The sequence below is a fragment of the Pseudomonas sp. Van50 genome (assembly GCF_055390755.1).
This window is the reverse complement of record NZ_AP024343.1, coordinates 4,750,692-4,773,072: the sequence shown is the minus strand read 5'-3', so window position 1 is coordinate 4,773,072 and position 22,381 is coordinate 4,750,692. Positions and strand designations below refer to the sequence as shown.

Genomic DNA, 22,381 nt, shown 5'->3' with positions numbered 1-22,381 from the left:
AAGAGGCCTGGCCTAGAGCCTTGAAGGATTGATGGCAAATAGCTATCTTTGCCGCTCGCTCATCTAATCATCTATATCAATATTGATTAGAAAATCGCTCCCCCTCCATAGATAGCTGCGTCAGTTCCCATCGCTCGCGGCTGATTACCAAAGGAATGTCATGAATTCTTGGTTCGCGAATATGAGCGTTATGCTCAAGTTGGCTTTGGGCTTTGCCGTTGTGCTGCTGCTGACCGCTATCCTGGCCGCGAGCGGCTGGTTCAGCCTGGGAAAAATGGTCGAGCGTACTGATCGAATGACCAGCATTACCGAACTCGGCGACCGCCTCGATCACCTGCGCAGGGCTCGCTTGCAATACCAGCTGGACAAGGGCGATGAGCAAAAGGGGGCATTGATCCAGGCGTCGTTGGAGCAGTTTGTCGCCAAGCAGAAAAGCCTTGCGAACGAGTTGAGAAAGCCTGACAACCTGAAAAAGCTTGCGCTGATCGAGCAGGCCAGCAAGCAGTATCAGGTGGCACTGAATACGATGCGCGAGGCTTATCGCAATGACGCGGCCATGCGCAAGGAGATGGGCGTCAATGCGGTCAAGGGCGCCGCGCTGATTGCCAAGGTCATCAATGACGTAGAAGCAATGCCTGCCTCGGATGAGCGCCGTTTCGAGTTGTACAGGATCATCCTCAAGGCCAAGGAGGACGTGGCTCTGGTGCGTTATGAAGTGCGGGGCTACACCGGCAACCCCAACAGTGCCACCGAACAAGCCGCCACCCGCCAGCTCGAAAATGCGCTCAAGGGTATCGAAACCCTTAATAGTGCTTTCGGCCCGAGCTATGCCGACACCATCAAGCAGCTGGAAACCGCACTGATTGCTTACCGCCAGTCGGTGCAGAACTTCACCGCCAGTAACCAGGCCATTGGCAAGGCTGTGCAGGACACCATCGATTCGGGTGACACCATCACCCGTCTGACTGAGGAAATGTATGCCAGCCAACTGACCTCCCGTGACGAAGACAGCGCTCAGGCCCGCATCCTGCAGTTGAGCTGCACTGCTTTGGCGATGTTGTTGGGGATTCTTGCGGCCATGGTCATCACTCGCCAGATTACGCGGCCATTGCAGGACACATTGGCTGTGGTCGATCGCATTGCAGCAGGCGACCTCACCCAAGACATGGTCGTGACCCGTGGTGATGAACTGGGTGTCCTGCAGCAAGGTATCCAGCGCATGGGCACCACGTTGCGCGAGCTGATCGGTGGCATCCGCGATGGCGTCACCCAAATCGCCAGCGCCGCCGAAGAGTTATCGGCGGTCACCGAGCAGACCAGTGCCGGGGTCAATAGCCAGAAGACCGAGACCGACCAGGTAGCCACCGCCATGCAGGAAATGTCGGCCACCGTGCATGAAGTCGCGCGTAATGCCGAACAGGCTTGCGCAGTCGCGTCAGAGGCCGATGCGCAGGCCCGTATCGGCGACCAGGTGGTCGCCCAGGCCATCGTTCAGATCGAGCGCTTGGCCGGCGAAGTCGGGCGCTCCGTCGACGCCATGGGTGAGTTGGAACAAGAAAGCGCGCGCATCGGCAAGATCATGGACGTGATCAAGGCGGTGGCTGAGCAGACCAACTTGCTGGCCCTTAACGCCGCCATCGAGGCCGCTCGCGCGGGTGACGCCGGGCGCGGTTTTGCCGTGGTCGCCGACGAAGTGCGGGGCCTGGCCCAGCGTACCCAGCATTCCACCGAAGAGATCGAAAGCCTGGTGGCGGGCTTGCAGAACGGCACGCGCCAGGTGTCGAGCATCATGCGAAACAGCCGTGAGCTGACCGACAGCAGCGTGGAATTGGCCGGCAAGGCCGGCATCTCCCTGGGCAACATCACCCAGGCGGTTTCCGGCATCCAGGCCATGAACCAGCAGATTGCCGCTGCTGCGGTGCAACAAAGTTCGGTGGCCGAGGACATCAGCCGCAGTATTCTGAGCGTGCGCGATGTATCCGAACAGACCGCCTCGGCCAGCGAAGAAACCGCCGCTTCCAGCATCGAGCTGGCGCGCCTGGGTAACCAGTTGCAGCAACTGGTCAGTCACTTCAAAGTGTAAAAACCGGCGAAAAAAAAGCCCCGAACCAGTCGGGGCTTCAGATCGTCGGCTTTGCGGTTAGTTTTTATCCGGTCCGCAAGGGCCGCTTACTCGAGGCAAGCGTGTGAATCAGTGGAACTGTTCTTCTTCGGTGGAGCCGGTCAGTGCGGTCACCGACGAAGTGCCGCCCTGGATCACGGTGGTCATGTCGTCGAAGTAACCGGTGCCCACTTCCTGCTGGTGAGCCACGAAGGTGTAGCCCTTGGCGGCGTCGGCGAACTCCTGCTCTTGCAGTTTCACGTAGGCGGTCATGTCGTTGCGGGCGTAGTCGTGCGCCAGGTTGAACATGCTGTGCCACATGTTGTGAATGCCGGCCAGGGTGATGAACTGGTGCTTGTAGCCCATGGCGGACAGTTCGCGCTGGAACTTGGCGATGGTCGCGTCGTCCAGGTTTTTCTTCCAGTTGAAGGAAGGCGAGCAGTTGTACGACAGCAGTTGGTCCGGGTATTCCTTCTTGATCGCTTCGGCGAAGCGACGGGCTTCGTCCAGGTCCGGCTTGGCGGTTTCGCACCAGATCAGGTCGGCGTACGGCGCGTAGGCCAGGCCACGGGCGATGGCCTGGTCGAGACCGGCACGCACCTTGTAGAAGCCTTCCTGGGTGCGGGTACCGGTCACGAACGGCTGGTCGTACGGGTCGCAGTCGGAGGTCAGCAGGTCAGCGGCGTTGGCGTCGGTACGGGCCAGGATGATGGTCGGTACACCGGCAACGTCGGCGGCCAGGCGGGCAGCCGTCAGCTTCTGCACGGCTTCCTGGGTTGGAACCAGAACCTTGCCGCCCATGTGGCCGCATTTTTTCACCGAGGCCAGTTGGTCTTCGAAGTGAACGCCGGCGGCGCCTGCTTCGATCATGCTCTTCATCAGCTCGTAGGCGTTCAGGACGCCGCCGAAACCGGCTTCGGCGTCAGCCACGATCGGTGCGAAGTAGTCGATGTAGCCTTCGTCGCCCGGGTTCTTGCCGGCTTTCCACTGGATCTGGTCGGCGCGACGGAACGAGTTGTTGATGCGCTTGACCACGGTTGGAACCGAATCCACCGGGTACAGCGACTGGTCGGGGTACATCGACTCGGCGGAGTTGTTGTCCGCAGCCACTTGCCAGCCCGACAGGTAGATCGCCTGGATGCCCGCCTTGACTTGCTGTACAGCCTGGCCGCCGGTCAGGGCGCCCATGCAGTTGACGAAATCTTTCTCGGGACGGAAGGCTGGCTTGGCGCCCTGGGTGACCAGGTTCCACAGCTTCTCGGCGCCCATTTTCGCAAAGGTGTGCTCAGGTTGAACCGAGCCACGCAGACGGACGACGTCAGCAGCGGAATAATTGCGCTTCACGCCTTTCCAGCGCGGGTTTTCAGCCCAGTCTTTTTCAAGGGCTGCAATTTGCTGTTCGCGTGTCAGTGCCATGGAGATAAACCTCGTCGCATAGGTCTTGGTGGAAAATTCCTGCTCCTGCCGACCAGGGGTTGGCGTACAAGTCGGTTCAGGCGAGGTGGCGACGGGATGAACGATGGGCTCGAGGGGAAAGTGAGCAGGTAGGGGCGAACTGCGGGCGCATTCGGGCGTCGTGGGCCTTTAATACGAACTCAGAGTGATGCCGGGTTACCTAGTTACGCTTCCGTCCCTCGGGACAACTTCGTTCCAGTCGCAACCTCGTCAAACACACCTTGTGGGCGGTACAGACACGAATCGGCTCGCAGGATAGTTGCAAGCGTCGACCCGAAGGCCCTTGCCAGGACCCCTGATTAGCGGGAGCGAGGCCATCATGCCTTCGGTTTTTTGGCTCGTCAAACGTTTTGTAGTGCTTTTTTTATAGCACTACATCTTTGGTCTAATACGACTCATCAGTCAGTTTTTGGTGCTTCAGTTCAGGGTGTCGACCTTGACCCGCAAAATCATGTCGTCGCGGCCCTGGGTCGAGTAGCTGCGGGTCAGGCCTTGTTTGTCGGCCTGAGTCTGGCGATTCACGCCGGCCAGGGTGATCCATTCGCCGAGGCGTCCGCTGACAGTTGTGTCGGTACTCTGAACGTTCACTACATCGGGACGTTCCTGGCTCATGCGGTCACGATTGGTGCTGATGCTCAGATGAACGGTCTCGCCGGTGACGCTGGCCGTGACATAAAAACCCTGGGTGACGTTGCGGTATTCAGTCTGGCTCTGCATGCGGCCGTAGTTGTCGGTCTGGTTGCTAGTGAATGGCACGCTCTGGCCTACCTGGATCAGCGCCGGCTGGCCTTCACTGGCCTGCACCTGCTGTACGCCGCCGTCACGGCTGGCGGTGCTGCGGTTGATGATGCGGGTCTGGCTGGGAGCGGCGCCGTTGATCGAGTAACCCTGGTCGCCCTGGAGGTTGTTTTCGTTGGTGTCGACCGTGATCAGCAGGCGCTTGGGCGCGGTGTCCAATTGGGCCAGGAATTGCCGCAGCTCTTCGATCTTGCCGGGCTCGGCGTTGACGATCAGTTGGTTGCCGTAGGCGCTGACCTGGCCGTCCTTGCCAATGAAATTCTGCGCCACCGGCAACAGGTCGGCGCTGGTGCGGTAGTTCAGCGGCACGATTTGCGTATCGGCCATGACCGACAGGCTGCAACCGAGCAGCAGGGTGACCAGGAGGGTGCGTAGAGGCATGTCCATTTCTCCGCGAGACAAAGGCTTGATATTGCCAGTTTGTCGGCCCCGGATGGGGCAAGTTGAATGGTAGACGGCAAAACGCCCCGGCATCGGGGGATGGCGGGGCGTTTTTTGGTAAGGCTTGAGGGCCTCATCGCGAGCAAGCTCGCTCCCACATGGGGGGCAGGTGTACATGAATCATGGGTTCACCGCCGGCCTCCTGTGGGAGCGAGCTTGCTCGCGATGGCCGCACTGCGGTTTCAGGCCGAGCGCCGCACCATGTCCACGTGAGGAATCCCGGCTTCCAGGAACTCCTCGCTGACCACTGCAAACCCCAACCGCTCGTAGAACGGCGTGGCATGCACCTGGGCGCTGAGCATCTGCTGCTTGAGCCCGCGTTTCTCGGCTTCGGCGATCACCGCGTGCATCAACGCATCGCCCACCTTCAGGCCGCGCCAGTCCTTGAGGACCGAGACACGGCCGATGTGGCCGTCGGTCAACAGGCGCGCGGTGCCGATGGGGAAATCGCCTTCAAACGCCAGGAAATGCACCGCGCCCTGGTCGTCGGCATCCCATTCCAGCTCGGGCGGGACGGACTGCTCGGCGATGAACACGGTCTCACGAATGCGCCGGATCTCGGCGTTATCCTTTTGCCAGTCTGCGACACGAACGTGGATTTTATTCATCGGCGAACCCCAGGCTGCCTTGCTTGACCAGCTCGCAGATCAGGCTGCGACCGTCTTCGTCGGCCAACCACGGGCCGAGGTTTTCGCTGTGCAGGGCGTCGGCGGCGCAGATCATTTTCAGCAGTTCGCGCAGCTTGCCCGGCAGGTAACGGCTCTGGCCGCTGGCGAACAGCAACAGGTCGTCGTCGACTTCCGACCAGGCCAGGCGCGCGCTTGGGTTGCGGATGATCACCGCGCCTTGCTCCAGGCCGGCCAACAGCTCGTCATCTTCCATTTCCGGGCCTACCACCAGTTCCGGGTAGCGCGGCTCGGTCATGAACTGGCCGAACCAGGTCAGCAGCAGGCGCTCGTCGCTCATGTGCTCGGCCAGCAGGCCCTTGAGGCGGTCGAGGGCGTCTTGCTGGATCTGGTGCGGGTCGGCCACCGGGCGCGCGTCGGCGTCGGTGTAGCGTTCTTCGTCCGGCAGGAACTGGCTCAGGAAGTCGGTGAAGTGAGTCAGCACTTCAGCGGCGCTTGGTGCACGGAAACCCACGGAGTAGGTCATGCAGTCGTCCACGGCCACGCCGCAGTGCGCCAGGCGCGGCGGCAGGTAGAGCATGTCGCCCGGCTCCAGGATCCACTCGTCGGTGGCTTCGAAGTCGGCGAGGATGCGCAGGTCGGCGTGCTGCAGCAGCGGGCTTTCGGAGTCGCACATCTGGCCGATTTTCCAGTTGCGCTGGCCATGGCCTTGCAGCAGGAACACGTCATAGTTATCGAAATGCGGACCCACGCTGCCACCGGGGGCGGCGAAGCTGATCATCACATCGTCGATGCGCCAGCTCGGCAGGAAGCGGAAGTTCTCCAGCAGTTCGCCGACTTCCGGTACGAACTGATCGACCGCCTGCACCAGCAGGGTCCACTCGCGCTCCGGCAACTTGCTGAATTCGTCTTCGGCGAACGGGCCGCGACGCATTTCCCAAGGGGTCTCGCCGTGTTCGATCACCAGGCGCGATTCGACTTCTTCTTCCAGGGCCAGGCCGGCCAGTTCATCGGCGTCGATCGGGCTTTGGAAGTCAGGAATCGCCTGACGGATCAGCAGGGGTTTTTTCTGCCAGTAGTCGCGCAGGAATTCCCGTGCCGTGATGCCGCCCAGGAGTTGCAGAGGAATATCAGGATTCATGTGTAACCTATTGAAAAAATATACTTTTCAGACGCGAATAAAAACGCCCGGCGCGGCCGGGCGTCTCAAAGGTAAGGCCGTGGATCAGATGCGCTTGGCTTGTTCCGCCGCGTTGCCGATGTAGCTGGCCGGCGTGAGCTTCTTCAGCTCCGCGCGGGCCGCGGCAGGCATGTCCAGGCCATCGATGAAAGTCTGCAGCGCTTCAGGGCTGATGCCCTTGCCACGGGTCAGCTCTTTCAGCTTTTCATACGGGTTTTCGATGTTGTAGCGGCGCATCACGGTCTGGATCGGCTCGGCGAGAACTTCCCAGCAAGCGTCGAGGTCGGCGGCGATCTTCTGCTCGTTCAGTTCCAGCTTGCTGATGCCCTTGAGGCTGGCTTCGTAGGCAATGACGCTGTGGGCAAAGCCCACGCCCAGGTTGCGCAGCACGGTGGAGTCGGTCAGGTCGCGCTGCCAGCGGGAGATCGGCAGTTTGCTCGCCAGGTGCTGGAACAGCGCGTTGGCGATGCCCAGGTTGCCTTCGGAGTTTTCGAAATCGATCGGGTTGACCTTGTGCGGCATGGTCGAAGAACCGATTTCTCCGGCGATGGTGCGCTGCTTGAAGTAGCCCAGGGAGATATAGCCCCAGATGTCACGGTCGAAGTCGATCAGGATGGTGTTGAAGCGCGCGATCGCATCGAACAGCTCGGCGATGTAGTCGTGCGGTTCGATCTGGGTGGTGTACGGGTTGAAGCTCAGGCCCAGCTCGTCTTCGATGAAGGCGCGGGCATTGGCTTCCCAGTCGATGTCCGGGTAGGCCGACAGGTGGGCGTTGTAGTTGCCCACGGCGCCGTTGATCTTGCCCAGCAGCGGCACGGCGGCCACTTGGGCGATCTGGCGCTCCAGGCGGTAGACCACGTTTGCCAGTTCCTTGCCCAGGGTGGTCGGCGAAGCCGGTTGACCGTGGGTACGCGACAGCATCGGCACGTCGGCGAAACGGATCGCCAGTTCGCGGATGGCCTGGGCGGTCTGGCGCATCAGGGGCAGCATCACCTCATCACGGCCTTCGCGCAGCATCAGGGCGTGGGACAGGTTGTTGATGTCCTCGCTGGTGCAGGCAAAGTGGATGAACTCGCTGACATTGGCCAGCTCCGGCAGCTTGGCCGCCTGCTCCTTGAGCAGGTATTCGATGGCCTTGACGTCGTGGTTGGTGGTGCGCTCGATCTCTTTGACGCGCTCGGCGTGCTCCAGCACGAAGTTTTCTGCCAGCGCGTTCAACACCGCGTTGGCTTCGGCGGAAAACGCCGGCACTTCGCCGATGGCAGGGTGGGCGGCCAGGCGCTGGAGCCAGCGCACTTCAACCAGGACGCGGGCACGGATCAGGCCGTACTCGCTGAAAATCGGGCGCAGGGCCTGGGTTTTGCCGGCGTAGCGGCCGTCAACAGGGGAAACCGCAGTGAGCGAAGAGAGCTGCATGGGGTGTTCTCGGACAGTCGGGCAACGAAATGGGGCGCGTATCATACATGAAAACAAGTGCCGGTCCGTCGCCAACTGACCGGCGTGCTACGCGTAACAAGCTAAAACTGTTTATTACCTGTGGCGAGGGAGCAAGCGCCTTCGCCACAAAAAAGCAGGTCGAGGCGACTTATTCGTTGCGCATCAACGGGTAAAGCTCTTTCAGCAATTTGCGGCGGCTGATCACCAGTTGCCAGCGATGGCCACCCAATTGCCGCCAAAGTCGTGCCGAGCGAATCCCGGCCAGCAGCAGGGCGCGGATTTTCGAGGCATTGCTTGGCTGTTGCAGGTTGCGCATGTCGCCATGCACCTGGATGCGCTGGCGCAAGGTGCTCAGGGTGTCCTGGTACAGCGAACCGCAGGCCGCGACGACGTTTTCGTGAGCCGGGCCGAAGTGTTCGACCTGGGACTGGATCTGCGGCAAGCGTTTGCCGATGGTCTCCAGCAGGTCGTCGCGCTTGGCCAACTGGCGCTCAAGGCCCAGCATCGACAGGGCATAGCGCAGCGGTTCGCGTTGCAAGGCGCTGGGATCGCGCTCCAGGGCGCCGATCAGCGCACGATAGCCTTCGCGCAGGTTCAGGTCGTCGCCGCCATAGACTTCCAGGGTGTCCTTGGGGTCGCGAACCAGCAGGCTGCCGAGCATGCAGGCCACGCCCGCTTCGGTGGCCTGGCCGGTCTTGGCGATCCTGTCCACCAGCACGGCGGCGAGAAACACGCCGCCCAATGCCGTCAGTTGTTCCTGGATTGGGTTCATGCCTGGCTGCTCCAGGGCTCTGCGACTTCGATCACGCCGCCGCCCAGGCAGATGTCGCCGTCGTAGAACACCACGGATTGGCCGGGTGTGACCGCCCGCTGCGGGTCATCGAAGGTGGCGCGGTAGCCCGTGGCGGTTTTTTCCAGGGTGCAGGGTTGGTCGCTCTGGCGGTAGCGAACCTTGGCCGTCAGGCGGCGTGGTTCGCTGAGGTCGATCGGGTTGACCCAATAGATCTCGGAGGCGAGCAGGGCGCGGGAAAACAGCCAGGGATGGTCGTTGCCCTGGCCGACGATCAACTCGTTGTGTTCCAGGTCCTTGACCAGCACGTACCACGGCTCTTCCCCGGCGTCTTTCAGCCCGCCGATGCCCAGGCCCTGGCGCTGGCCGATGGTGTGGTACATCAGGCCATGGTGGCGGCCGATGACTTCGCCTTCGGTCGTCTTGATCTCGCCCGGCTGGGCTGGCAGGTATTGCTTGAGGAAGTCGCTGAAACGGCGCTCGCCAATGAAGCAGATCCCGGTGGAGTCCTTCTTCTTGGCGGTGGCGAGCTGGTGTTTTTCAGCAATCGCGCGCACTTCGGGCTTTTCCAGTTCGCCTACCGGGAACAGGGTCTTGGCGATCTGCTCGCCGCCGACGGCATGCAGGAAGTAGCTCTGGTCCTTGTTCGGGTCCAGGCCCTTGAGCAGTTCGGTGCGGCCATCGATGTCGCGGCGGCGCACGTAGTGGCCGGTGGCGATCAGGTCGGCGCCCAGCATCATGGCGTAGTCGAGGAACGCCTTGAACTTGATTTCGCGGTTGCACAGGATGTCCGGGTTCGGCGTGCGACCGGCCTTGTATTCGGCCAGGAAGTGCTCGAACACGTTGTCCCAGTACTCGGCGGCGAAGTTGGCGGTGTGCAGCTTGATGCCGATCTTGTCGCACACGGCCTGGGCGTCCGCCAGGTCATCCATGGCGGTGCAGTATTCGGTTCCGTCGTCTTCTTCCCAGTTCTTCATGAACAGGCCTTCCACCTCATAACCCTGCTCGATCAGCAGAAGGGCGGAAACGGAAGAGTCCACGCCGCCGGACATGCCGACAATGACGCGCTTCTTGGGTGTGTCAGAAGGGGCTGGATCACGCATAGGAATTCAATGAGTGTCTTGAAAAAGGACGCGATTCTATCAGGCCCGGGCGCGCAAGGCTAAAGAGAAGGACGGATCAGCGTCAGACTGTGGCAATGGCCGGCCAGATAATCGTCGATGCAACGGATGATCAGCTCGCTGCGCCAGTGCTCGCGCCGCTCGAGCAATTCGTCGCGGGTCAGCCATTTCGCACCAAGGATGCCATCGTCCAATTGATACTCGGGGTGGTGTTGCAAGGCCTTGGCGGCGAAACAGACGCGCTGGTAGGTCACGCCGTTGCTGGGGGCGGTGTACAGGTAAATGCCTACCACGGCGGTGGGCTCGACGTCCCAGCCGGTTTCTTCCAGGGTTTCGCGCACGGCGGCTTCGATCAGCGTTTCGTTAGGGTCCAGGTGACCGGCCGGCTGGTTGAGCACCGCGCGTCCGCCCTTGGATTCTTCCACCATCAGGAAGCGGCCGTTGTCCTCGACGATGGTGGCGACGGTGATGTGGGGTTGCCAGTCCATGGGGTTCCTTTATTTCTCGCAGGGAAGATGGGCCACCGTGGAAGCGAGCTTGCTCGCGATAGCGGTGGGTCAGTCGATATTAAATGAATGACCAATCGCCGTCCCGAGCAAATGTCCATGCCTATGCTCATGTTTCCCTGGTCAGCGATGCTGGCCCGTGCAAGGTTTGGACGTTCTTAAAGGGCAATGCATATCGCATTGGGAAAGTGGTGTTCGTTGTAGGTGAATGCTCGGATATCGCACAGTCTGCTGGTAAAGGATTTAATTGTCATGGTGACCTGTTTATTGTGCGTGTCGTGATCGAACTCAACGATAGCCGTTGTTTCCGAAAACCCGTCTTTTATAGTCAGGCTTGTGATTCCGGGGGGTAGCCCTTGTCCGGTGTAAGGTAGTAGTTGGTGGCCGCACTTGGATTGCCCTCGCCGTGTCGATCAACTCTTTTTACTTTTCCTGGGGACTCTTCAAGGTATACATCGCAGCCCGAAAAATAGAGATTGACGTTGGATAAAAAAGAAAATTTATCGGTGTCTGCGAAAACGATTTGCGACACCTTTTTTTGGGGGGCGGGATGCACAGGTTCTGCTGAAGAGTATTGAATGATCTGGCCGTTGATCTGAACTTCGCACTCCCTGTTGGCCTCATCTCTCTTGCCCTCGGCGGGTTCGCCCGGCTTGCGCATTGTAAGTTCGATCATGCGGAGAAAATCATCGAATATGAAATAGAACGCTTCGACCGAGGCGCCCGGTGAGTGGGTGGAATAGGTGACCTGATTTCCAAACTTGGTCGCATTGAATCGGTAGTCGGCGGATGCGCTTTTAAACAGCAATTCATGGGAGGCAGTGGCGTAGCTGTATCGCTGGCCATAGTCATTGGTACGAACATCGGTAGAGTATCTTCCACCCGTAGAGCTGATCTTGCTCACTTCATAATAGGCAAAGGGCTCATTGTCATGGTCTCTTTTATAGAGGGTTGGGGAAACTGTCAGCTCCAGAAAGCTCCAGTTACCAATAGAGAAGTGCCTTTGGGCGGGTAGGGTTATTTGCGCATTGTTTTTCATGGTGTGCTTCCTCGACGGATGCGAATCAGGTAATGAGTTTTTAGCGTGTCGTTCGTTAAAAACTCAGACCAAGAAGGATTGCCATCGCTACACAGGCGATTCGAGCAACCCGGTTTCGCTCCACTTGAGGTCGATACAACTGTAGGCAGTTCAGAGTGCTGCCCGATCTGACGCTCTCTCGTTCTCTTGCCGAGACTTCCCGCATCCACAAACGCTGAAAGGGTGTGCTTGGATCAAGCCGGGCTTTCGGCGCTCATGCTTAACTTCATGCGCCTTCAGTGAAGAGGGCGTACTTAGAACGATGTTTTTAAGGCTAGGCTGTCTGATTGTACTGTCAAGGTCAGGCTGGGCAGCCGATGGGGGTGGGTCAAGAGAGGTTGGAGAGTGCCTGTGCTCCCACAGGAGGGCTTGGCATGTCTGGAAACACAAACCCCGGCACTAGGCCGGGGTTTGTGATGTTCCCTTACAACCTTACACCAGCGCAGCAATCGCCGCGTTGAAGGTGGCGCTCGGGCGCATGGCCTTGCTGGTCAGCTCGGGGTTGGCGAAGTAGTAACCGCCGATGTCCACGGGCTTGCCTTGCACGGCATTGAGTTCGGCAACGATCTTTTCTTCGTTGTCGGTCAATGTCTTGGCCAGGGACGCGAACTGGGCCTTGAGGGCTGCGTCGTCGTCCTGGGCGGCCAGTGCCTGGGCCCAGAACAGGGTCAGGTAGAAGTGGCTGCCGCGGTTGTCGATGCCGCCGACCTTGCGCGAAGGCGACTTGTTGCGGTCCAGGAACTCACCGGTAGCCTGGTCCAGGGTCTTGGCCAGCACCAGGGCTTTCGGGTTGTTGTAGGTCCCGCCCAGGTGCTCGAGGGATGCAGCCAGGGCCAGGAACTCGCCCAGGGAATCCCAGCGCAGGAAGTTCTCTTCCAGCAACTGCTGAACGTGCTTGGGTGCCGAGCCGCCGGCGCCGGTTTCGAACAGGCCACCGCCGTTCATCAGCGGCACGATCGACAGCATCTTGGCGCTGGTGCCCAGTTCCATGATCGGGAACAGGTCGGTCAGGTAGTCACGCAGCACGTTGCCGGTCACCGAGATGGTGTCCTTGCCTTCGCGGGTGCGGCCCAGGGTGAACTTCATCGCGTCGACAGGCGACATGATGCGAATGTCCAGGCCGCTGGTGTCGTGGTCCTTCAGGTAGGTCTGGACCTTCTCGATGACGACGCCGTCGTGGGCGCGCATCGGGTCCAGCCAGAAGATCGCCGGGGTGCTGCTGGCGCGGGCACGGTTGACGGCCAGTTTGACCCAATCCTGGATCGGCGCGTCCTTGGTCTGGCACATGCGGAAGATGTCGCCAGCCTCGACGTTCTGCTCCAGTAGGGTGCGACCGGTGTTGTCCGAAACGCGGACCACGCCGTTGGCCTTGATCTGGAAGGTCTTGTCGTGAGAGCCGTATTCTTCGGCTTTCTTGGCCATCAGGCCGACGTTCGGCACGCTGCCCATGGTGGTTGGATCGAAGGCGCCGTGTTGCTTGCAGTCTTCGATCACCGCCTGGTAGATGGTGGCGTAGCAGCGATCCGGGATCACGGCCTTGGTGTCGTGCAACTGGCCATCGGTGCCCCACATCTTGCCGGAGTCACGGATCATGGCCGGCATCGAGGCGTCGACGATCACGTCGCTCGGCACGTGCAGGTTGGTGATGCCTTTGTCGGAGTTGACCATCGCCAGGGATGGGCGCGCCGCGTAGACCGCCTGGATGTCGGCTTCGATCTGCGCCTGCTGCTCGGCCGGCAGGGCCTTGATGCGGGCGTACAGGTCGCCGATGCCGTTGTTCAGGTTGAAGCCGATCTGCTCCAGCACTTGTGCGTGCTTGGCCAGGGCGTCTTTATAGAACTCGGCAACGATCTGGCCGAACATGATCGGGTCGGAGACCTTCATCATGGTGGCCTTGAGGTGAACCGACAGCAGCACGCCTTTTTGCTTGGCGTCTTCGATTTCAGCGGCGATGAAGTCGCGCAGGGCGTTTTTGCTCATCACGGCGCAGTCGAGGATCTCACCGGCTTGTACGGTGGTTTTTTCCTTCAGGACAGTGGCAGTGCCGTCCTGGGCGATCAGCTCGATTTTCACACTGCCGGCGGCGTCGATCAGGGCGGCTTTTTCGCTGCCGTAGAAATCGCCGGTGCTCATGTGGGCTACGTGGGACTTGGAGTCTGCGGCCCAGGCGCCCATCTTGTGCGGGTGCTTGCGTGCGTAGTTCTTGACCGACAACGGTGCGCGGCGGTCGGAGTTGCCTTCGCGCAGGACCGGGTTCACGGCGCTGCCCTTGACCTTGTCGTAACGGGCGCGAGCGTCTTTCTCGGCGTCGGTGGTCACGGTTTCCGGGTAGTCCGGCAGTGCGTAGCCCTGGGCCTGCAATTCCTTGATCGCGGCCTGCAGTTGCGGCACCGAGGCGCTGATGTTCGGCAGCTTGATGATGTTGGCTTCAGGCGTAACGGCCAGGTCGCCCAGTTCGGCGAGGTGGTCGGCTACGGCTTTGTCACCCAGTTGCTCGGGGAAGCTGGCCAGGATGCGCCCTGCGAGGGAGATATCGCGGGTTTCCACGGCGATATCGGCCGAAGCGGTAAAGGCTTCGACGATCGGCAGCAGCGAATAGGTGGCGAGGGCAGGCGCTTCGTCGGTGAAGGTATAGATGATCTTCGAGCGGGTGGGCATATTCGGATTAACTCTCTTCTTTGCTAAAGCATGCGCAGAAACTCGAGGGGCGCCGGGTAAGCGCGTTCGTTCAAAGTCATCCGTGAACCGAATGTCGAGGTTTCTTCGCGGTGATGTTGGGTGCATCAGTCGAGCGTCAAGCGGTTGGGCCGCGGTAACGGTCCGGCTTTTAAGTTGGCGGAAAGTCCTGTGATAGAGCCGTCAGCCGTCGTGACCCTGTGGTCAGCGGCGGCATTATACATAGGTAGCTGGCGATCTGCCGATGGTTCATAGACTTCCGTACACGTCCATTGGTCTAAACGTCGCAGTCCCCCTAGGGCGGACTATGCTCATGTTTGGCGCTTTTCCCTTGGTTTTCAGGGTTGTACGCGGCGAAGTGCAACGCTTTGCCGCCGATGGGCCTAACGTAGGGTTTGCGTGCCGATTCAACTGGGGTACGCTCGAACGCAGCCAGATGTTCAATCCAAGCAATGGAGTTCAGCATGGGGTATCAAAAGATTCAGGTTCCAGCCGTCGGTGACAAAATCACCGTCAATGCAGACCATTCTCTTAATGTTCCCGACAACCCGATCATCCCCTTCATCGAAGGCGACGGCATTGGCGTCGATATCAGTCCGGTCATGATCAAGGTTGTGGACGCTGCGGTTCAGAAGGCCTATGGCGGCAAGCGCAAGATTTCCTGGATGGAAGTCTATGCCGGTGAGAAAGCGACCCAGGTCTACGACCAGGACACCTGGTTGCCCCAGGAAACCCTGGATGCGGTCAAGGACTACGTGGTTTCCATCAAGGGCCCGCTGACCACGCCGGTGGGTGGCGGTATCCGTTCGTTGAACGTAGCGCTGCGCCAGCAGCTCGACCTGTATGTCTGCCTGCGTCCGGTGCGCTGGTTCGAAGGTGTGCCAAGCCCGGTCAAGAAGCCTGGCGACGTGGACATGACGATCTTTCGCGAGAACTCCGAGGACATTTACGCGGGCATCGAGTGGAAAGCCGGCTCGCCCGAAGCCACCAAGGTCATCAAGTTCCTGAAAGAAGAAATGGGCGTGACCAAGATCCGTTTCGACGAGGATTGCGGCATCGGCGTCAAGCCGGTTTCCAAGCAGGGCACCAAGCGCCTGGCTCGCAAGGCCCTGCAATATGTGGTCGACAACGACCGCGATTCGCTGACCATCGTGCATAAAGGCAACATCATGAAGTTCACCGAAGGTGCCTTCAAGGAATGGGCCTACGAAGTGGCAGCCGAAGAGTTCGGCGCGACCCTGCTCGACGGCGGGCCGTGGATGCAGTTCAAGAACCCGCGGACCGGCAAGAACGTCATCGTCAAGGACGCCATCGCCGATGCGATGTTGCAGCAGATCCTGTTGCGCCCGGCAGAGTATGACGTGATCGCCACCCTGAACCTGAACGGTGACTACCTGTCCGACGCCCTGGCGGCGGAAGTGGGCGGTATCGGTATCGCGCCGGGCGCCAACCTGTCCGACACCGTGGCGATGTTCGAAGCCACCCACGGTACCGCGCCCAAGTATGCCGGCAAGGACCAGGTCAACCCGGGCTCGCTGATTCTGTCGGCGGAAATGATGCTGCGCCACATGGGGTGGACCGAAGCGGCCGACCTGATCATCAAGGGCACCAACGGCGCGATTTCGGCCAAGACCGTGACCTATGACTTCGAACGCCTGATGGAGGGTGCCAAGCTGGTATCGTCCTCGGGCTTCGGTGATGCCCTGATCTCGCACATGTAAGCGAATCGGCGCTCAACGCGAATGCCCGGCTCGAGTGATCGAGCCGGGCATTTTCATTCAGGCGGGGTGGCGACTGCCGGTCAGTGGGTCTCGGTGACCCTGACAATGACATTGGCAGGGGCGGGCGCGTCTTCGGCGAGGACAACCTTGATGTTGATCGCGTGCAGGCCCTTGGGCCCCTGGATGACGTTGAATGTCACCGGTTGCCCGGCCTTCAGGGTCTTGTAGCCGTCCATCTCGATCACCGAAAAATGGGCGAACAGGTCTCCAATATCCTTGCCGTCCGCAAGAATGAAACCGTAACCCTTGGCATTATTGAACCATTTCACCTTACCTTTCATCTTGACGACCGACATAACCCATTTCCCTCTGCAACGCACTCCATCACTGGAGTATCATCCAGTCCATCCGCAGGTTAATCTTCTTGTACAGGATAGATTCCACGGACCTTTTTAACCCACGATGGGCTCTATTGGTTGTAACACCGTTTTCCCGATAGTCAAGGTGGCTCCGGTGGTCGTGGTTGAAATCGCCCACAAGCGCCCCCATCACTGTATTCGCCAACTAAACGAACCTTTCTTTCCATGCATGCAGTCAGCCAGATTCGACTAACATTCAATCAGGATCGCCCGGATCTACACGACGACGATTCCGCAGGCATTGCTGTTCAGGAAGCAAAGCCCGCATTACAGGCGCCACCGATGTACAAGGTGGTTTTGTTCAACGATGACTACACACCGATGGATTTCGTCGTCGAAGTGCTCGAGGTGTTTTTTAACCTGAATCGGGAGCTGGCGACCAAGGTCATGCTGGCCGTCCATACAGAGGGACGGGCAGTATGTGGCGTGTTTACCCGCGACATCGCCGAGACGAAGGCTATGCAGGTCAACCAGTACGCCCGGGAAAGCCAGCATCCGCTACTCTGTGAAATCGAGAAGGACGGTTAACGCCGACCACTTGGGTATGAGGTGAAGCTATGTTAAACCGCGAGCTCGAAGTCACCCTCAATCTTGCCTTCAAGGAGGCTCGTTCGAAGCGTCATGAATTCATGACCGTCGAGCACCTGCTGCTGGCCCTATTGGATAACGAGGCTGCCGCCACCGTTTTGCGTGCCTGCGGCGCGAACCTCGATAAACTCAAGCATGATCTGCAGGAGTTCATCGACTCCACCACGCCATTGATCCCCGTGCATGACGAGGATCGTGAAACCCAGCCAACCCTGGGCTTCCAGCGTGTCCTGCAGCGTGCTGTCTTCCACGTACAGAGCTCGGGCAAGCGCGAAGTCACCGGCGCCAACGTGCTGGTTGCCATCTTCAGCGAGCAGGAAAGCCAGGCAGTGTTCCTGCTCAAGCAGCAGAGCGTTGCGCGTATCGATGTCGTCAACTACATCGCCCATGGCATCTCGAAGGTGCCTGGGCATGGCGATCATTCCGAGGGTGAGCAGGATATGCAGGACGACGAGGGCGGTGAGTCTTCTTCTTCAGGCAACCCATTGGATGCCTATGCCAGCAACCTGAACGAACTGGCACGCCAGGGCCGGATCGATCCGCTGGTCGGGCGCGAGGCGGAAGTCGAGCGCGTGGCCCAGATCCTGGCCCGGCGGCGCAAGAACAACCCATTGCTGGTGGGCGAGGCAGGCGTGGGCAAGACCGCGATTGCCGAAGGCCTGGCCAAACGCATCGTCGACAACCAGGTGCCGGACCTGTTGGCCAACAGCGTGGTGTACTCCCTCGACCTGGGTGCCTTGCTGGCCGGTACCAAATACCGCGGTGATTTCGAGAAGCGCTTCAAGGCGTTGCTCGGCGAACTGAAAAAACGTCCGCAGGCGATCCTGTTCATCGACGAAATCCACACCATTATCGGTGCCGGGGCGGCGTCGGGCGGGGTCATGGATGCGTCGAACCTGCTCAAGCCGCTGCTGTCTTCGGGTGATATCCGTTGCATCGGCTCGACCACGTTCCAGGAATTTCGCGGGATCTTCGAGAAAGACCGTGCCCTGGCCCGGCGTTTCCAGAAGGTCGATGTGTCGGAGCCTTCGGTGGAAGACACCATTGGCATCCTGCGCGGCCTGAAGGGGCGATTCGAGCTGCACCACAACATCGAATACAGCGATGAAGCCCTGCGCGCGGCCGCTGAACTGGCCTCGCGCTACATCAACGACCGGCACATGCCGGACAAGGCCATCGACGTCATCGACGAAGCGGGTGCCTACCAGCGCCTGCAGCCTGTGGAGAAACGCGTCAAGCGCATCGAAGTGCCTCAGGTCGAGGACATCGTGGCGAAAATCGCGCGGATCCCGCCCAAGCACGTCACCAGTTCCGATAAGGAACTGCTGCGTAACCTGGAGCGTGACCTGAAACTGACGGTGTTCGGCCAGGATGCGGCCATCGACTCGCTGTCGACCGCCATCAAGCTGTCCCGTGCCGGTCTCAAGTCGCCGGACAAGCCGGTGGGTTCGTTCCTGTTCGCCGGTCCTACCGGTGTCGGCAAGACCGAGGCGGCACGGCAGTTGGCCAAGGCGATGGGTATCGAGCTAGTGCGCTTCGACATGTCCGAGTACATGGAGCGCCACACCGTATCGCGTCTGATCGGTGCGCCTCCGGGCTATGTCGGTTTCGACCAGGGCGGCCTGTTGACCGAAGCCATCACCAAGCAACCGCACTGCGTATTGCTGCTCGACGAAATCGAGAAGGCGCATCCAGAAGTCTTCAACCTGCTCCTGCAGGTGATGGACCACGGTACGCTGACCGATAACAACGGGCGCAAGGCGGACTTCCGCAACGTGATCGTCATCATGACCACGAACGCCGGCGCCGAAACCGCAGCTCGCGCTTCGATCGGTTTCACCCATCAGGACCACTCGTCCGATGCGATGGAAGTGATCAAGAAGAGCTTCACGCCTGAATTCCGCAACCGCCTGGACACCATTATCCAGTTCGGTCGCCTCAGTCATGAAGTCATCAAGAGCGTGGTGGACAAGTTCCTTACCGAACTTCAGGCGCAGCTCGAAGACAAGCGTGTGTTGCTGGAGGTCACCGATGCAGCCCGCAGTTGGCTGGCCGAAGGTGGTTACGATGTGACGATGGGCGCGCGGCCGATGGCTCGCTTGATCCAGGACAAGATCAAGCGTCCGCTGGCGGAGGAGATTCTCTTTGGCGAGCTGGCCGAGCATGGCGGTGTGGTTCACATCGACATCAAGGACGGCGAACTGACCTTCGACTTCGAAACTACGGCCGAAATGGCCTGACCGTTGACTGCAACAAAGCAAAAGGCGCCGAAAGGCGCCTTTTTGCTGTTACTGGCGCCACCGCCAATCTCTGTGGGAGCGAGCTTGCTCGCGATGGCGGCGGCACATCCGGCATCAATGCAAGCTGACCCTCTGCTATCGCGAGCAAGCTCGCTCCCACAAGGAGGGCGGGGCGCATCAAATCGCAGGCAAACAAAAACGCCCGGCATCTAGCCGGGCGTCTTGTATTGACTTGTTAGCGAGCGCGGTAAGTGATGCGCCCTTTGCTCAAGTCATAGGGCGTCAGCTCGACGCGCACTTTGTCACCGGTAAGAATACGAATGTAGTTCTTGCGCATCTTGCCGGAGATATGCGCGGTTACGACGTGCCCATTTTCCAACTCCACACGAAACATGGTGTTGGGCAGGGTGTCGACGACAGTGCCTTCCATTTCGAAGCTGTCTTCTTTCGACATGCAGTAAAGCCCTCGGTATCCAGTGAATGGCCCGGTGCAACTGCGCCAGGCAAAAGCGGCGTGCATTGTGCCCGAAAAAGGGGGTTCAAGCCAAGGGGTTCTAACTTTTAAGCCAAAGGCTTCTAACTCAGGACGACCCATCGCTGGTTAATCAGCAATTCGATAGGCCGATATTGGGTCTTGTAGTTCATTTTCTTGCAGTTCTTGATCCAGTAGCCCAGGTACACCGCTTCCAGTCCCAGGCGCCGGGCTTCGTTGATTTGCCAGAGAATGGCAAAGCGCCCCAGGCTGCGCCGTTCTTCCTCCGGCTCATAGAAGGTGTACACCGCTGAAAGGCCGTTGGGCAGCAGGTCCGTGACAGCGATGGCGACCAGCCGTCCCTCCAGCCGGAATTCATAGAAGCGGGAAAACGGCAGGTCACGCACCAGGAAGGTCGAGAACTGATCCCGGCTGGGTGGGTACATGTCGCCATCGGCATGGCGTTGTTCGATGTAGCGTTGGTACAGGTCGAAGTATTCCTCGGTGAACTGCGGCTTGGCCGGGCGGACCTGAAGGTCGGCGTTGCGCTTGAAAATGCGTTTCTGCTGGCGATTGGGCAAGAATTGCGCCACGGGAATGCGCGCCGGGACGCAGGCGTTGCAATGCTGGCAATGGGGCCGGTAGAGATGATCGCCGCTACGACGAAAGCCCATTTCCGACAGGTCTGCGTAGACATGCACATCCATGGGCTGGCTAGGGTCGAGGAACAGCGTCGTGGCCTGCTCCTCCGGCAGATAACTGCAAGAGTGGGGCTGAGTGGCATAGAACTTCAAACGCGCCAACTCGGTCATGATCGGCCCTCGGAATAAGCTTTGGATTTAATTGTAAGCCAGGAGCGCGAATGTCGCTCAGCAAACCCATGTTGCCTGGTTGGGCAGGTCCAGATGTGCCTTTAGATAGCCCGCAAATTCGGTGCGTGGAATCGACCGAGCGCCCAGGCTGTGCAGGTGCTCGGTGGGCATCTGACAGTCGATCAGCACGAAACCGGCGGCCTTGAGGTGTTGGACCAGGGTGGCGAAGCCGAATTTCGACGCATTGTCGGCCCGGCTGAACATGGACTCGCCAAAAAACAACTGGCCCATGGCCAAGCCATACAGGCCGCCCACCAGCACCCCCTGGTCCCAGACTTCCACTGAATGGGCGAAACCGCGTCGGTGCAGTTCCAGATAAGCGGTTTGCATGGCGTCGGTGATCCAGGTGCCCTCGGCATAGTCGCGCGGCGCCGCGCAGGCCTGGATGACCGCGGCAAAATCCTGATCGAACGTCACGTCATAGCGCTGCTTGCGCAACAGTTTGCCCAGGCTGCGGGATATGTGCAGTTCGTCGGGAAGCAACACCGTGCGTGGATCCGGCGACCACCACAGGATCGGTTGCCCCTCGGAAAACCATGGGAAGCAGCCGTGGCGGTAGGCCTGGATCAGCCGGTCGGCGGATAGATCGCCACCGGCGGCCAATAATCCGTTGGGATCGCGCATGGCTTTTGCCAATGGCGGAAATTCGAGGCTGTTGCGTTGTAACCAGGTCAGCATGGGCGTCCGGCTTGTAGAAGGGGAGGGCGGCAGGTGCGGGTCTCGCCGGTCAGCGAGGCCCCGCCTGGAAGGTTAACCGTCAAACGGCAGGGATGTCATCGAGATACTTCTCCGCGTCGAGTGCGGCCATGCAGCCGGCGCCGGCGGAGGTAATCGCCTGGCGATAGACATGGTCGGCCACATCGCCTGCGGCGAATACGCCTTCGATATCGGTCGCGGTGGCGTTGCCTTCGCTGCCGCCATGCACGAGCAGGTAGCCGTCGCGCATCGTCAACTGGCCCTGGAACAGATCGGTGTTGGGTTTGTGACCGATGGCAATGAACACCCCGGCGAGGGACAGGGTGCTGGTTTCGCCGGTCTCGCTGTGTCGCAGGCGTGCGCCGGTCACGCCGCTGGCGTCGCCCAGGACTTCATCCAGGTTCTGGTTCCAGTGCAGCTTGATATTGCCGTTGGTGGCCTTTTCGAAGAGTTTGTCCTGGAGGATTTTCTCGGCGCGCAGCTTGTCGCGGCGGTGGATCAGGTGCACTTCCCTGGCGATGTTCGACAGATACAGGGCTTCCTCGACCGCGGTATTGCCGCCGCCGACTACCGCTACCACTTGGTTGCGATAGAAAAAGCCATCGCACGTCGCGCACGCGGAAACCCCTTTGCCGGCGAAGCTTTCTTCCGAGGGCAGCCCCAGGTACTGGGCCGAGGCGCCGGTGGCAATGATCAGCGCATCACAGGTATAGATGCCGCTGTCGCCGATCAATTCGAACGGGCGCTGCTGCAACTTGGCGGTGTGGATATGGTCGTAGACGATCTGCGTGTCGAAACGCTCGGCGTGCCGTTGCATGCGCTCCATCAGTACCGGGCCGGTCAGGCCTTCGACATCGCCGGGCCAGTTATCGACTTCCACGGTGGTGGTGAGCTGGCCACCGGCCTGCAGGCCAGTAATGACAACGGGTTTGAGGTTGGCGCGGGCGGCATAGACGGCCGCGCTGTACCCCGCAGGGCCGGAACCCAGAATGATCAGGCGTGAATGCTTCACTTCGCTCATAAAAACACCTCATAAGCCTTTGTCACAAAAGAGAATGCATGGTCCAATTGGTGCAGACAAACCCGTACAATGCCTGGGTTTTGAACGCGGGATAGGCTAAAGATCAGAATTTTCGGCCACGCCTGCAGTTTTCTGGATGCGCC

Annotated in this window: 19 protein-coding genes and 1 pseudogene; 5 read left to right on the top strand and 15 right to left on the bottom strand. The window is 59.9% G+C overall.

Annotation, left to right across the window (positions count from 1 at the left end; genetic code table 11):
* Nucleotides 1-160 precede the first annotated feature (160 nt).
* Together ACZ5M5_RS20145 and ACZ5M5_RS20140 are read left to right on the top strand one after the other, a co-directional pair.
* A pseudogene (locus tag ACZ5M5_RS20145) lies at nucleotides 161-1,180 on the top strand (methyl-accepting chemotaxis protein); the annotation flags it as partial.
* Nucleotides 1,166-2,083: a methyl-accepting chemotaxis protein gene (locus ACZ5M5_RS20140; protein ID WP_464739428.1), complete on the top strand. Its 918-nt coding sequence runs from the start codon at nucleotides 1,166-1,168 to the stop codon at nucleotides 2,081-2,083. The pseudogene ACZ5M5_RS20145 and the gene ACZ5M5_RS20140, both read left to right, overlap by 15 nt.
* A gap of 108 nt (nucleotides 2,084-2,191) precedes the next feature.
* Here ACZ5M5_RS20140 and aceA read toward each other — a convergent pair whose 3' ends face one another.
* The 10 genes from aceA to ACZ5M5_RS20090 all read right to left on the bottom strand — a co-directional run bounded on the left by aceA (nucleotide 2,192) and on the right by ACZ5M5_RS20090 (nucleotide 14,191).
* Nucleotides 2,192-3,517, bottom strand: coding sequence for an isocitrate lyase (gene aceA, locus ACZ5M5_RS20135; RefSeq protein ID WP_014337679.1), 1,326 nt, complete (start codon nucleotides 3,515-3,517; stop codon nucleotides 2,192-2,194).
* A 456-nt stretch (nucleotides 3,518-3,973) separates the two neighbouring features.
* Nucleotides 3,974-4,735 carry a secretin N-terminal domain-containing protein gene (locus ACZ5M5_RS20130; protein WP_060741550.1) on the bottom strand — a complete coding sequence of 254 codons (762 nt, stop codon included), beginning with the start codon at nucleotides 4,733-4,735 and terminating at the stop codon, nucleotides 3,974-3,976.
* A gap of 242 nt (nucleotides 4,736-4,977) precedes the next feature.
* A complete protein-coding gene (locus tag ACZ5M5_RS20125) occupies nucleotides 4,978-5,403 on the bottom strand; it encodes a GNAT family N-acetyltransferase (protein WP_060741551.1) in 426 nt (141 codons plus the stop codon).
* On the bottom strand, nucleotides 5,396-6,562 hold the full coding sequence (locus tag ACZ5M5_RS20120) for a ribosomal protein uL16 3-hydroxylase (protein WP_060741552.1): 1,167 nt from the start codon (nucleotides 6,560-6,562) through the stop codon (nucleotides 5,396-5,398). The genes ACZ5M5_RS20125 and ACZ5M5_RS20120 overlap by 8 nt, the downstream gene beginning before the upstream one ends.
* Before the next feature lie 84 nt (nucleotides 6,563-6,646).
* The gene (purB, locus tag ACZ5M5_RS20115; protein WP_060741553.1) at nucleotides 6,647-8,017 is read right to left on the bottom strand and encodes an adenylosuccinate lyase; all 1,371 of its coding nucleotides are present in this window, start codon (nucleotides 8,015-8,017) and stop codon (nucleotides 6,647-6,649) included.
* A gap of 169 nt (nucleotides 8,018-8,186) precedes the next feature.
* Complete coding sequence (gene hflD, locus ACZ5M5_RS20110; RefSeq protein ID WP_060741554.1) at nucleotides 8,187-8,810, bottom strand: high frequency lysogenization protein HflD; 624 nt, start codon at nucleotides 8,808-8,810, stop codon at nucleotides 8,187-8,189.
* The gene (mnmA, locus tag ACZ5M5_RS20105) at nucleotides 8,807-9,931 is read right to left on the bottom strand and encodes a tRNA 2-thiouridine(34) synthase MnmA (protein ID WP_060741555.1); all 1,125 of its coding nucleotides are present in this window, start codon (nucleotides 9,929-9,931) and stop codon (nucleotides 8,807-8,809) included. Before mnmA ends, hflD begins: the two co-directional genes overlap by 4 nt.
* A gap of 59 nt (nucleotides 9,932-9,990) precedes the next feature.
* Entirely contained in the window at nucleotides 9,991-10,437 is a 447-nt protein-coding gene (locus ACZ5M5_RS20100; protein WP_060741556.1) for an NUDIX hydrolase, read from the bottom strand.
* Nucleotides 10,438-10,783: 346 nt separating this feature from the next.
* Nucleotides 10,784-11,494: a hypothetical protein gene (locus tag ACZ5M5_RS20095; protein WP_464737882.1), complete on the bottom strand. Its 711-nt coding sequence runs from the start codon at nucleotides 11,492-11,494 to the stop codon at nucleotides 10,784-10,786.
* A 471-nt stretch (nucleotides 11,495-11,965) separates the two neighbouring features.
* On the bottom strand, nucleotides 11,966-14,191 hold the full coding sequence (locus ACZ5M5_RS20090) for an NADP-dependent isocitrate dehydrogenase (RefSeq protein ID WP_103308484.1): 2,226 nt from the start codon (nucleotides 14,189-14,191) through the stop codon (nucleotides 11,966-11,968).
* Between the two features lie 482 nt (nucleotides 14,192-14,673).
* Here ACZ5M5_RS20090 and icd point away from each other — a divergent pair, with 482 nt between their 5' ends.
* Nucleotides 14,674-15,930, top strand: a complete 1,257-nt coding sequence (gene icd / locus ACZ5M5_RS20085) for an NADP-dependent isocitrate dehydrogenase (RefSeq protein WP_060741560.1) — start codon at nucleotides 14,674-14,676, stop codon at nucleotides 15,928-15,930.
* An 80-nt stretch (nucleotides 15,931-16,010) separates the two neighbouring features.
* Here the strand turns inward: icd and ACZ5M5_RS20080 are convergent, their stop codons facing one another.
* Nucleotides 16,011-16,286 (bottom strand): cold shock domain-containing protein, encoded by a 276-nt coding sequence (locus tag ACZ5M5_RS20080; protein WP_103308485.1) that lies wholly within the window; start codon nucleotides 16,284-16,286, stop codon nucleotides 16,011-16,013.
* Nucleotides 16,287-16,514: 228 nt separating this feature from the next.
* Here ACZ5M5_RS20080 and clpS point away from each other — a divergent pair, with 228 nt between their 5' ends.
* Together clpS and clpA are read left to right on the top strand one after the other, a co-directional pair.
* Entirely contained in the window at nucleotides 16,515-16,877 is a 363-nt protein-coding gene (gene clpS / locus ACZ5M5_RS20075; RefSeq protein ID WP_003180089.1) for an ATP-dependent Clp protease adapter ClpS, read from the top strand.
* Between the two features lie 29 nt (nucleotides 16,878-16,906).
* Nucleotides 16,907-19,177 (top strand): ATP-dependent Clp protease ATP-binding subunit ClpA, encoded by a 2,271-nt coding sequence (gene clpA / locus ACZ5M5_RS20070; RefSeq protein WP_024616766.1) that lies wholly within the window; start codon nucleotides 16,907-16,909, stop codon nucleotides 19,175-19,177.
* A 235-nt stretch (nucleotides 19,178-19,412) separates the two neighbouring features.
* On the opposite strand, the gene infA is transcribed toward clpA, so the two are convergent.
* The 4 genes from infA to trxB all read right to left on the bottom strand — a co-directional run bounded on the left by infA (nucleotide 19,413) and on the right by trxB (nucleotide 22,238).
* The gene (infA, locus tag ACZ5M5_RS20065) at nucleotides 19,413-19,631 is read right to left on the bottom strand and encodes a translation initiation factor IF-1 (protein WP_002553999.1); all 219 of its coding nucleotides are present in this window, start codon (nucleotides 19,629-19,631) and stop codon (nucleotides 19,413-19,415) included.
* 122 nt (nucleotides 19,632-19,753) lie between these two features.
* Nucleotides 19,754-20,461: an arginyltransferase gene (locus tag ACZ5M5_RS20060; RefSeq protein ID WP_053123176.1), complete on the bottom strand. Its 708-nt coding sequence runs from the start codon at nucleotides 20,459-20,461 to the stop codon at nucleotides 19,754-19,756.
* A gap of 57 nt (nucleotides 20,462-20,518) precedes the next feature.
* The gene (gene aat, locus ACZ5M5_RS20055; RefSeq protein WP_060741562.1) at nucleotides 20,519-21,199 is read right to left on the bottom strand and encodes a leucyl/phenylalanyl-tRNA--protein transferase; all 681 of its coding nucleotides are present in this window, start codon (nucleotides 21,197-21,199) and stop codon (nucleotides 20,519-20,521) included.
* Between the two features lie 79 nt (nucleotides 21,200-21,278).
* Complete coding sequence (gene trxB / locus ACZ5M5_RS20050; protein ID WP_060741563.1) at nucleotides 21,279-22,238, bottom strand: thioredoxin-disulfide reductase; 960 nt, start codon at nucleotides 22,236-22,238, stop codon at nucleotides 21,279-21,281.
* Nucleotides 22,239-22,381: the final 143 nt, after the last annotated feature.